The 11,269-nt window shown below is 70.3% G+C and carries 11 protein-coding genes and 1 pseudogene; 3 read left to right on the plus strand and 9 right to left on the minus strand.

What is annotated here, in order from left to right; translation table 11 throughout:
• The coding region (locus tag I71_RS27980) for an NAD(P)-dependent oxidoreductase (protein WP_042701854.1) at window positions 1–553 on the minus strand (553 nt) is incomplete at its 3' end.
• A 15-nt stretch (window positions 554–568) separates the two neighbouring features.
• Complete coding sequence (locus I71_RS27985; protein WP_042701856.1) at window positions 569–1,561, minus strand: phosphoribosylaminoimidazolesuccinocarboxamide synthase; 993 nt, start codon at window positions 1,559–1,561, stop codon at window positions 569–571.
• Window positions 1,562–1,664: 103 nt separating this feature from the next.
• Between I71_RS27985 and I71_RS27990 the strand changes: the two genes are divergently transcribed.
• Window positions 1,665–2,441: a 4'-phosphopantetheinyl transferase superfamily protein gene (locus I71_RS27990; RefSeq protein WP_049976370.1), complete on the plus strand. Its 777-nt coding sequence runs from the start codon at window positions 1,665–1,667 to the stop codon at window positions 2,439–2,441.
• Window positions 2,442–2,453: 12 nt separating this feature from the next.
• Here the strand turns inward: I71_RS27990 and I71_RS40235 are convergent, their stop codons facing one another.
• The 7 genes and pseudogenes from I71_RS40235 to I71_RS28020 all read right to left on the minus strand — a co-directional run bounded on the left by I71_RS40235 (window position 2,454) and on the right by I71_RS28020 (window position 9,219).
• Window positions 2,454–2,705: a hypothetical protein gene (locus I71_RS40235; protein WP_244434096.1), complete on the minus strand. Its 252-nt coding sequence runs from the start codon at window positions 2,703–2,705 to the stop codon at window positions 2,454–2,456.
• Between the two features lie 35 nt (window positions 2,706–2,740).
• Window positions 2,741–3,931 (minus strand): annotated as a pseudogene (locus I71_RS40890) (S41 family peptidase).
• Window positions 3,932–4,182: 251 nt separating this feature from the next.
• Window positions 4,183–4,779, minus strand: a complete 597-nt coding sequence (locus I71_RS28000) for a sugar transferase (protein ID WP_049976371.1) — start codon at window positions 4,777–4,779, stop codon at window positions 4,183–4,185.
• A gap of 335 nt (window positions 4,780–5,114) precedes the next feature.
• Window positions 5,115–6,161, minus strand: a complete 1,047-nt coding sequence (hypE, locus tag I71_RS28005) for a hydrogenase expression/formation protein HypE (RefSeq protein ID WP_042701862.1) — start codon at window positions 6,159–6,161, stop codon at window positions 5,115–5,117.
• 203 nt (window positions 6,162–6,364) lie between these two features.
• Complete coding sequence (locus I71_RS28010; protein ID WP_042701865.1) at window positions 6,365–6,610, minus strand: HypC/HybG/HupF family hydrogenase formation chaperone; 246 nt, start codon at window positions 6,608–6,610, stop codon at window positions 6,365–6,367.
• Window positions 6,611–6,628: 18 nt separating this feature from the next.
• A complete protein-coding gene (gene hypB / locus I71_RS28015) occupies window positions 6,629–7,717 on the minus strand; it encodes a hydrogenase nickel incorporation protein HypB (protein ID WP_049976372.1) in 1,089 nt (362 codons plus the stop codon).
• Window positions 7,718–8,049: 332 nt separating this feature from the next.
• A complete protein-coding gene (locus tag I71_RS28020; RefSeq protein ID WP_083897441.1) occupies window positions 8,050–9,219 on the minus strand; it encodes a nickel-dependent hydrogenase large subunit in 1,170 nt (389 codons plus the stop codon).
• Window positions 9,220–9,473: 254 nt separating this feature from the next.
• Between I71_RS28020 and I71_RS28025 the strand changes: the two genes are divergently transcribed.
• Window positions 9,474–10,073 (plus strand): HupE/UreJ family protein, encoded by a 600-nt coding sequence (locus I71_RS28025; RefSeq protein WP_042701889.1) that lies wholly within the window; start codon window positions 9,474–9,476, stop codon window positions 10,071–10,073.
• Window positions 10,074–10,244: 171 nt separating this feature from the next.
• Window positions 10,245–11,084: a DUF3618 domain-containing protein gene (locus I71_RS28030; protein WP_042701892.1), complete on the plus strand. Its 840-nt coding sequence runs from the start codon at window positions 10,245–10,247 to the stop codon at window positions 11,082–11,084.
• Window positions 11,085–11,269 lie beyond the last annotated feature (185 nt).

Here is an 11,269-nt window from a genome sequence, read left to right on the forward strand (position 1 = left end):
CCGGCTTCGCCGCGCGCTCGTCGGTCAGGTTGGGGCTCCAGGCCACCGCCTCCATGCCGAAGGCCTGGCCGACCCTGGCGACCTTGCTGCCGAGCTTGCCCAAGCCCACCAGGCCCAGCCGCTTGGCCCCGAGATCGCCGGTCAGGCCGGTCTGCCAGCGGCCCTCGCGCAATGCCCGCTCCTCGGCCGGGATGCGCTTGGTCAGCGCCAGGATCAGGCCCCAGGTCAGTTCGGCGGTGGGGGCGCCGACCATGCGGGTGCCGCTGACCGGGATGCCGCGGGCGGCGCAGGCCTTCAGGTCGATGGCGTTGTTGCGGGCGCCGGTGGTGATCAGCAGCTTGAGGTTCGGCAGCCGGTCGATCAGGCTTGCCGGGAACGGCGTGCGTTCCCGCATGATCACCAGCACGTCGAAGGGCTCCAGCGCCGCCGCCACCGCGTCCTGATTTCCGAGCGGCTGCTCGAAGACCATCAGGTCGCTGCCCGGCGGAAGCTGCGACCAATCGGCGAGGTCGCGGGCGACCCCCTGGTAGTCGTCGAGGATGGCGACGCGCATGGAACCCACCCCGTCTTACTTGGTGAAGTAGGGCGCCAGGTTGGCGCGGATGCGGTCGAGCACCGGAACGGCGGTCGCCGGCACCTCGAACGGACGGCCGGTGATGGTCTCGCCGGCCTCGATGTAGACGCGGGCGGCTTCCAGAACCACGTCGGCGGGGATTTCCGGAACGTCCTGGGTGTAGGGATCGCAGCGGGCGACGACCCAGTTGCGGACGAAGTCCTTGTCGAAGCTTTCCGGCTTCTCGCCGGCCTCGAACCGCTCCTGATAGCTGGCGGCGAACCAGTAGCGCGAGCTGTCGGGGGTGTGGATCTCGTCGGCCAGCAGGATGTTGCCGTCGGCGTCGAAGCCGAATTCGTACTTGGTGTCGACCAGGATCAGGCCGCGCTCCGCCGCCATCTTCTGGCCGCGGGCGAACAGGGCCAGCGCCTTGTCCGACACCTCGTCCCACTGGGCGCGGGTCAGCAGCTTGCGCTCGACGATCTCGGTCGCGGTCAGCTCCTCGTCATGGCCGGCGTCGAAGGCCTTGGTGGTCGGCGTGATGATCGGGGTGCCGAGCTTCTGGTTCTGGCGCAGCCCGTCGGGGAAGATGTGGCCGTACATCTCGCGCCGGCCCTGCTTGTACATCGACCAGATCGAGGTGCCGGTGGTGCCGGCCATATAGTCGCGGACCACGACCTCGACCGGCATGATGGTCAGCCGCTTCGCCACCACCACGTTGGGATCCGGGTATTCCAGCACATGGTTGGCGCAGATGTCCTTCGTCGCCTCGAACCAGAAGCGGGCGGTCTGGGTCAGCACCTGCCCCTTGAAGGGGATGGCGGTCAGGGCGCGGTCGAAGGCCGACAGGCGGTCGGTGGTGATCAGGATCCGCCGCGCCCCTTCTCCCTGGTCCGGAAGGTCGTAGTTTTCACGCACCTTGCCGCGGTAATGATTGGGCAGCTCCGGGATGAAGGCGTCGCGAAGAACGTTGGTCAGGTGCGGGGCGAGCAGGGCGGTGTCAACCATGGGATCCTGGTCCGGATGCAGGGGCGGATGCGTGAGGCGCGCATGATACCCGAAACCCCTGCCGGAGCCAGGACGCTAATTTAGGAGGGAGGATCGCTGTCCGATGCATGACGGGACCATCGAAATGCCGGAGGCCGGCAGCGCAAACGGGCTTGCCGGCGACTATGTCCTGAAGCCCGGAGTCGTCCGGGTCTGGTTCGCCGATCTCACCGCCCTGTCGGCGCAGAAGGCGGCGATGCGCGCCCTGCTGTCCGCCGACGAGCTGGAGCGTGCCGACCGCTTCCTGATGGAGCGGCTGACCGACCGCTTCATTCTGCGCCGCGGGCTGCTGCGGCTGCTGCTGGGGCGTTGCACCGGGCGCGACCCGGCGGCGCTGGTCTTCGATTATGGGACGCACGGCAAGCCGGCGCTGCCCGGCGGCCCGGCCTTCAACCTCAGCGACAGCGAGGACAGCCTCGCCATCGCCGTGGCGGCGGAGGGGCGGATCGGCGTCGACATCGAACGGCTGCGGCCCATCGACAGCGCCGACGGCATCGCCGACCGCTTCTTCCACGCGACCGAGCGCGCGGCGTTGCAGAGGCTGGGGCCGGAGCGGCGGGACGAAGGGTTCCTGCTGGCCTGGACGCGGAAGGAGGCCTTCATCAAGGCTGCCGGCGTCGGGCTGTCGATGCCGCTCGACCGGTTCGCGGTGGAGGTGACGCCGGACGCACCGCCGGCCTTGCTGGAGATAGGCGAGGACTTGTGCGGCGACGTCGGCGTGCCGGCGGACTGGAGCCTGTTCGACCGCCGGGTGCTTCCCGGCACCGTCGCCGCCATCGCGGCACACGGCACCGGCTGGACGGTGGAGACGCGGGTGGTGGGGGCGGGGTTCGTGGGGTAGGGAGACCCTGCCTCACTCGCCCCCGGCCAAGGTCCCGGTCAGGCGGTTGCGGATGGCGGAGACGGCGCATTCCAACGGACGGTCGTCGTCGGGCTTGGGCGCCTTGTCCATCACGTCGGGGCACATCTCCTGGGCCATCCACACCTGCGGCTTCGGCGGAACCGGTGCGTTGGGGTCGCAGGTGGCGGGGTCGGGGTGGGTCTCCTCGGTGCTGCCGTGGGTCGGCTTGACCTCCAGGTTCGGGGAGACGCCGAAGCAGTCCACCAGCGCTCCCGACGGTCGGTAATAGCGGGCGGTGGTCAGGCGGATGCCGGTGTCATACGCTGAGTGAGGAGATGGTCTGCACCGACCCCTTGCCGTATTGAGCGGGAGCCGAACAGCAGCGCCCGGTGATGGTCCTGCAGGGCGCCGGCGACGATCTCGGATGCCGAGGCCGAGCCGCTGTTGATCAGCACCACCACCGGCAGCCCGGCCATCAGGTCGCCGGGGGTGCCGCGTTAGGTGCGGGATTCCTCCGGATCGCGGCCGCGGACCGAGACGATGTCCACCGTGTCCAGGAAGCGGTCGGCCACCTGCACCGCCTGCTCCAGCAGGCCGCCGGGGTTGTTGCGCAGGTCGATGACGGCGCCGGCCAGCCGGCCCTTCGCCTGCCGACGCATGTCCTCGATCGCCGAATCCAGCGCCGAGGAGGTCGACTGGTTGAAGGTGGCGATCCGGACATAGGCGACATTGCCCTCCAGCCGGTAGCGCACCGGCTGGATCTTCACGATGGCGCGGGTCAGCGAGACGCGGGTGCCGGCGTCGGTCGCCGGCGGGCGGCGGATCGACAGGGCGACCGAGCTGCCGACCGGGCCGCGCATGCGGGCGACGGCGTCGTGCAGGTTCAGCCCCTTCACCGCCACGTCGTCGATGCGGGCGATCAGGTCGCCGCTGCGCAGGCCGGCGCGGGCGGCGGGCGAGCCGTCGATGGGGGAGACGACCTTGATCAGGCCGCTTTCCTCGTCCATCGTCACCTCGATGCCCAGCCCGCCGAACTCGCCCTGAGTCTGTTCGCGCAGATAGCGGTAGCGCTCGGCGTCGAGGAAGCTGGAATAGGGGTCGAGCGTGCCCAGCATGCTGTCCAGCGCCGCCTCGGTCAGCATGCGGTCGCTGGCCTTCGGGTTCTCCGCCTTCTTCTTCTTCAGCCCGTCCTCCGCCTTGTCGACCAGCACCTGCGGGTCGAAAGGCTTCACATGCTCCGTCAGGACGCGGCGCATGGCGTCGGAGAACAGGACGTAGTTGCGGTCGGCGGTGGACAGCGAGCCATAGCCGCGGACCTTGGCGAAATCGGTACGGTAGCGGTCGAGCGCCGCGACGGTGTCGGCACGGCTGGCGGGCGCCACGGCGCAGGCGGGCCCGATCGCCACCATCATCAGCAGCAAGGCAGCCAGCAGCTTCGCCATCCTTGGACCCTCTTGACTGGCCGATCCGGCCGGCGGTCTTACATGCATCGTTCACTATACCAGGGTTTCGCCGGTCGCCCGACCCTAGCACGTCGTCCGTCCATTCTCAAAGTCCACCCCGATGTCGGCAAGAGGGGATGCAAGCGGCAGGGGGGCGGTAGAAAGGGCGGGCCGCGTCAGGGGACGGAGTCCTGACATGGGGCGCGCAAACAACGATGTCGCGCGCCCCGATGGGACGCGCGACCGGCGTGAAGGGATGAGCACGTTCGGAGGGGGGAGGCCGGGGCGGCAAAAGGCGCTCAGTAGGCGCCGCTGCCCTTCACCACGACGCGCACGGTGCGCAGCATGATGCCGATGTCGGCCCAGAAGTTCCAGCCGACGACATAGGCGGTGTCGAGCTGGACGCGGCGCACATAATCGACGTCGCTGCGGCCGCTGACCTGCCACAGCCCGGTCAGGCCGGGGCGGCAGCGGGCGTAGAAGGGGAAGCAGGCGTGATAGTAGGACACCTCGTCGTCGATGATCGGACGCGGGCCGACCAGGCTCATGTCGCCGCGCAGGACGTTGATGAGCTGCGGCAGCTCGTCCAGGCTCGATTTGCGCAGGAAACGGCCGACCCGGGTGATGCGCGGGTCGTTGCGCAGCTTGCGCGTCGCCAGCCATTCGGCGCGGGCCTCCTCGTCGGTGGCGAGCAACCGTTCCAGAACCTCGGCGGAGTTGACCACCATCGAGCGGAACTTCAGGCAGGTGAAGGGACGCCCGTCGGCACCGACGCGCCTATGGCCGAACACCGCCGGGCCGCCGTCGCGCGCCACCATCCAGGCCAGCACGAGCATCAGGGGGCCGAACACGGCAAGCAGCGCCAGCGAGCCGACGATGTCGAAGGCACGCTTCACGGGGTGTCTGTGCAAGGGGGGACTACCGGGGAGCCGGTCCATCGCCTGCATCGCCGACCGGGTTCCGGCCATGCGGCCGGGATCCAAACGGGGAGCGCCCAAAAGAGCGATGTTGGACAACGCCATTGTAATCTCTCGTCGCTGATCGTCTCTGGTCAGAGCATAGGACCATCCGAGAGAGGCAACGGCCAGCGCGCGAAAGGGGTCCCGCCGATGGGGCGGGCCTGGTGGAAAGGGTGGGTTAGCCCGCCGGTACGGGTATGCCTTCACCCATAGCGTTGCTTTTGACGATCGGATTCACGCTCCAAATCGTTTCCGATTTTACGCGATCCGATCTAGCAGATACGCGGAAGCTGTTCTCCGGTCAGCCAATCGACAATCCGGCGACCGCCGAAACGGGTCTCCATCTGCACGAAATGGTGGGAATCCTCCACCACCTGCCCGATGCAGGCGGCATCCCGTCCCAGCGGGTGGCCGCGCATGACGGACAGCAGGCGGTCGCGCTCCTCCCCGGCGCAGATCGCGATCAGTTTGCCTTCATTGGCGGCATAGAGCGGGTCAAGGCCCAGCAGCTCGCAGGCCGCGGTCACCTGCGCCCGCACCGGGATGTCGGCCTCGCGCAGCCGCATGCCGACGCCGGACTGGTGGGCGATCTCGTTCAGCGTCGTCGCCAGCCCGCCGCGGGTGGGGTCGCGCAGCACATGCACGTCGGGCACCGCCGCCACCATCGCCGCGACCAGCCCGTTCAGGGCGGCGCTGTCGGACAGGATCGCCGTTTCGAATCCCAGATTGTCGCGGGTCGACATGATGGCGACGCCATGGTCGCCCATGGTGCCGCTGACCAGGATGGCGTCGCCCGGCCGCGCCCGGTCACCCGACGGGGCGACGCCGGGCGGCACCATGCCGATGCCGGTGGTGGTGATGAAGACACCGTCGCCCTTGCCGCGCTCCACCACCTTGGTGTCGCCCGACACGATGGCGACCCCGGCTTCGCGCGCCGCGGCGGCCATGCTGTCGACCACCCGCTTGAGGTCGGCGAGGGGGAAGCCCTCCTCGATGATGAAGCCGGCGGTCAGGTGCAGCGGCACCGCACCCGCCATGGCGACGTCGTTCACCGTGCCATGGACGGCCAGCGAGCCGATGTCGCCGCCGGGGAAGAACAGCGGCGAGACGACGAAGCCGTCGGTCGTCATCACCATGCGCCCGCCCGGCACATCGAAGGCGGCCTGGTCGTTGCCCTGGTCGAGCCAGGGATTGGCGAAGGCGGCGGCGAACAGCTCGCGCACCAGCTGCGCCATCGCCTTGCCGCCCGACCCGTGGGTCATGTCCACCGCCCCACGGGCGATGTCGAGCTTGCGGGTGAAGAGGCGGCGGTCGGTCATGGCGGGGGTCCGGGTGGTCGGTTGGAGAGCGAGTTTCCGCGCAAGAGATGCGGGAACCCTTGCCTTTGGTGCGCCGTCATTCCCGCGAAGGCGGGAATCCAGCGGGTTCAGGGGCTTGGCTGGGAAGCCTTGATCCCCGCCTTCGCGGGAATGACGTGCCTGTTCGCGGGTGCGGTTTTCCGTCGAAACACGCGCGAGCGGCGTCAGGCCGTGGCTTCGGCCGCTTCAGTTTCGACCTGGGCGACCTCGGCCAGCAGAGCGAGCGTTCGCTCGGCTTCCTCGGCATCCAGGCGGGACAGGGCGTAGCCGACATGGACGATCACGTAATCGCCGACGGTGACGCCCTCCACCAGCTCCAGCGAGCAGGTGGAGGTGACGCCGCCCAGGCTGACGGTGGCGCGGTCGTCGGGCAGCAGGGCGGTGACCAGGGCGGGGACGGCAAGGCACATGGCGGCGGTCCTCCCCCGTCAGACGGCAGCGGCGGCGGAATGGGAGGCGCGGGCCTCTGCCAGACCGTCGGCGATCCAGTCGTACCATTCCTCCAGCCCCTGGCCGGTGGTGGCCGACAGCTGGATCACCGCCAGCGACGGGTTCAGGCGCTGGGCGTAGCCGATCATGCGCTCGACATCGAAGCTGAGATGGGGCAGCAGGTCGATCTTGTTCACCACCAGCAGGTCGGCGCGGACGAACATGTCCGGGTATTTCAGCGGCTTGTCCTCGCCCTCCGTCACCGACAGCACGACGACGCGGTGGGTCTCGCCCAGGTCGAAGCCGGCGGGGCAGACCAGATTGCCGACATTCTCGACGAACAACACGCCGTCCTCGGCGAACTGGCCGTCAGCCGCCAGCTTGTCGGCGGCCTGCGCCACCATCGAGGCGTCGAGATGGCAGCCCTTGCCGGTGTTGACCTGCACCGCCGGGGTGCCGGTGGCGCGGATGCGGTCGGCGTCGAAGCTGGTCTGCTGGTCGCCCTCGATCACCGCGACCGGGAAGCGGCCCTTCAGGTCGGTCAGGCTGCGGGTCAGCAGGGTGGTCTTGCCCGAGCCGGGGCTGGACATCAGGTTCAGCACGAACACGCCGCGCTCGGCGAACCGGCGGCGGTTGACGGCGGCCAGCCCGTCATTCTTCGCCAGGATGTCGCGTTCGATGGTGACCAGCCGCGGCTGGTTCAGCGCGGCGCCGCCGTCGATGGCGTCGGCACGGTCGGGGCGGTGATGGTCGTGGGTGTGATGGTGGTGGTCATGGTCGTGGCCGTGGCTATGGTCATGGCTATGGTCATGCCCGTGATCTGGGTCATGCCCGTGCCCGTGGTCATGCCCGTGGTCATGGTGCCCCTGGTCCTGGTGTCCATGATCGGTGTGGCTGTGGCGGAACACGGTGCCGTCGGGGGCGACATGCTCGTGGGTGTCGTCATGGTGATGGTGGGCATGATGGTGCGCCTCGCCATGGCGGTGGCGGTAGACCTTGCCGTCCGGGCCGATGTGCTCATGCTCGGCGTCGGCAGCCTTGCCGTCGATCCGGGTTTCGCCTTCTCCGCATCCGCAAACCGTGCACATCACGCGCTCTCCCACTCGTCAATCCGCAAGACGCCCGCTCCAGGGTACCGAAGTCAGGTTAATGATCTCGGGTTAAGCCCTCTCCTCCCCCGGGGAGAGGGAGGGGACCCGCGCCGGAGGCGTGGGGAGGGTGAGGGGGCCGGCGCGCAAAGCGCGCCGCCAAGGGGCATACTGCCCCTTGGCAATCCCCTGGCGCGGTCATTCTGCCCGCGCTACCCCCTCCAACCCTCTCCCCACGGGGGAGAGGGCTTGTAGGCGCGTATCTTAACCTGACGTCGTTACCCTGACGCCTGCCCATCATCGGCCTGCCCGCAAGCTTCGGCAAGCGATCCTCATTCGTGTACGTCTATGCCGCAGGCGACGCAGGGATCCAGCATCGCGACCAGCAGCCGCACCCGCTCCACCGCATCGTCGCGGCCGCGCACCGGCGCCCCGGCCAGCGCGCGCGCCAGCGGGCCGTCGGCGGCGAAGTTCCAGTCGGTCGGCGCCACCATGCGGGCGTCGGCCAGCCGGCCGTCGCCATCCAGCCGCAGCCAATGGGCCAGCCGGCCGCGCGCCGTTTCCGCCACGCCGCAGCCCTCGCCCGGACGGCCGGAACCGGCGGCAGCCGGGCCGGCGGGGCGAAGGGCCGCGATGGCCGCCTCCATCCGCCGCGGCAGTTCGGCCAGATCGGCGAGCCGCGCCGCGAACAGCCGGGCCAGCCCGTCGCCGAACCGCTCAGTCACCGACAGGACCAGCGGGTGCCCCGCCTGCCGCTCCAGCGGGCCGGTCAGGGCCGGGGCGTCCTCGTAACGGGGGGCTGTGGCGAAGGCCGGATCGCCGGCCAGCGCCGCCGCGAAACGGTCCGGCGACCGGTCGACGAGCAGCGGCACGCAGCAGGCTCCCCAACCCGCCAGATCGGGCGACAGCAGCCGGGCGCCCAGACGGGCGGCATAGCTGCCGCCGGCAGCCGCCCAACCGGCCAGCTCGTCGGCGTCCTGCGGCGGCGGGCCGGCGAAGACGGTGGTGTCCAGCCAGCCGGCCATCCGCGCCAGCGCGTCGCGCAACGCCGCCGCGTCCGGCCGCAGAATGCCGCCGCCGGGCCGCAGCCCGTCCTTGGCCGGATAGAGCGCCGGCAGGATCGCCGACACCGCGGTCCGCAGCTCGCGCAGAGCCGCCGGCTTCGGCGGGGCGCCCAGGCGCGCCGGCCATTCGACCGCTGCCTGCCAGCCATGGCTGTCCAGCACCTCCGCATCGGTCAGCAGGCTGCGGGCGGTCTCGTGGGCGCTGGCGTCGATTCCCAGCGCCGCCTCGCAGGCGCGGGCGACGGCCAGCCCCTGGGCGCTGCCGCACAGGCTGAACAGCAGGGGCGCCAGTCGCGCCGCCTCATCCGCCTTGCGGCCGACCAGGGCGGCGACGGCGCGCGGGCGGCGGGTTGCGACCTCGGCCCGGCCGATGGTCCCGCGGTCCAGCCACAGCCGGACGGCGACCGACCCCTCTCCGGGCAGCGTGGCGGTGGACATCGGCGTTTCCCGTGCGGACCTTCCGTGAATGGACCCGACTGTATCTTGACGGATCGGGGATGCACCTCATTGACCTGCGTCAAAATACGTAGTTCCGGCCCAGAGAAACCGTTGTCTCGGCCATGGCCGGGCCGGCGCTTTCTGCTACACTTCCGCCCAACCGCGCCACACTGTCCGGTTTCCCCTGCGTCGGGCGGGAAAGCCGGGGCGGTACAAGCCGATGGGCGCGACACGACATCAGAGGATGCTGGTCCATGAAACGTTTCCCTCTCGCCTCGGCCGTCCTGCTGGCCGGGCTGGTGCTGCCCGCGGTCGCCGACGCCCACACCTTCGGCGCCCATGACGCCGGCTTCGCCCACGGTTTCCTGCATCCGATCGGCGGCTGGGACCATCTGCTGGCAATGGTCGCGGTCGGGCTGTGGGCGGCGCAGCGCGGCGGGGCCGCCTTGTGGGCGCTGCCGGCCACCTTTGTCACCGCCATGATCGGCGGCGGCCTGCTGGGCATGAGCGGCATCGCCCTGCCGGCGGCGGAGCTGGGGATCGCCGGCTCGGTGATCGTGCTGGGCGCCCTGATTGCAGCGCAGTCGCGCCTGGCGCTGCCGGTGTCGATGGCGGTGGTCGCGCTGTTCGCGCTGTTCCATGGCCATGCCCATGGCGTCGAGATGCCGGAGGCGGCGCAGCCGCTGCTCTACGGCCTGGGCTTCGCGCTCGCCACCGCCCTGCTGCATGGCGCCGGCGTCGGTGCCGCCCTGTCTCTGCGCGGTCTTGCCAGCGGCGGCAAGGGGGCGCTGGTCCTGCGCGGGCTGGGGGCCGCCATCGGGCTGGGCGGCGTGGCGCTGGCAGCCCTGGCCTGAGGGCAGTTGGTCTGAGCGCAGCCTGTCAGCCGTTCCTGACGAAGGGCCGGGTGGGAAACCGTCCGGCCCTTCGGCTGTGGGGGCGGACGGCCCTGACCGAAGCGGGAATGGCCGGAACAATCGGCATCTCCTGGTGTTGCAAGCCGGCAGCCCCCACAGGAGACGCCCGGCATGACCCATCGCACCGACGCCATTCCGTCCGCAACTCCTCCCGACACGGCAGCACCGCAGGGCCGCCGGCCCGAGGAGATCGAACACGAGATCCGGTCGATCCGGGCACGCATGGATTCGGTGATCGACGAGATCGAATTCCGCCTGTCGCCCGGCCAGATGTCCGGCGGCGTGGTGCAGGTGGTGCACGACGTGATCCAAGGTGGCGGCGATGGCCTGTCCGGCCGCATCGCCCGCGCGGTGCGTGCCAACCCGATTCCCGTGGCGCTGATGGGCGTCGGCGCCCTCTGGCTTGCCGTGGCGGTCGCCCGCACCCCCGAATCGGCCACCGAATTCGACGATTACGATCCCCATGGCCGTCATCTCGACCCGCGCAGCCGGCATCTGCTGACCGACCTGACCGGCGCCTGCCGCGACGGGGCCGAGGCCTTCCGCCGCGCCGACATGACCATCGCCGATCCGTCGCTGTCCGGCCGTCTGCAGGAGCTGGCCGACCAGCTCGACCGCAGCGCCCTGGCGCTCGACGCCGAGCTGCGCGAGGGCGGCGGCTGGATCGAGACCGCCGGCGCGACCGCCGGCGAGGGGGCCCGCGTCTGGTCGCCCATGCATGGTCTGGCGGAGGCCAGCGCCCGCAGCGTGATGGCCGGGGCCGGCGGACCGGCTACCCGCGGCGACCTGCTGGCCCGGCTGGAAGGCGGGCTGGACGGCACGCTGGCGCTGTTCCGCGACGCCCTGCGCGACGCGCCGGACGAGCATCTGCAGGTCGTCATCGGCGCCCAGTTCCACGCCCTGGAAACGGTGCGGTACCGGGTCGGCGCGCTGCACGAAGCCGTGGTCTGAGGAGGGCGGGGCATGCTGGGGCTGAGCCGCCGTCATTATTACGAGCATCGCAACCGGACGAACCGCCAGCAGGGCGGCGGACGCGCCGCCAATGATGGCGAGGCCCGCGGCCGGTCGGCGGAAACCCCGTCGGAGATCCCGAAGACTGGCTGGAAGGACATCCTGCTGCGGGTGTGGGACGAGCA

The sequence above is a fragment of the Azospirillum sp. B506 genome (assembly GCF_000333595.1).
Taxonomy (GTDB): Bacteria; Pseudomonadota; Alphaproteobacteria; order Azospirillales; family Azospirillaceae; genus Azospirillum.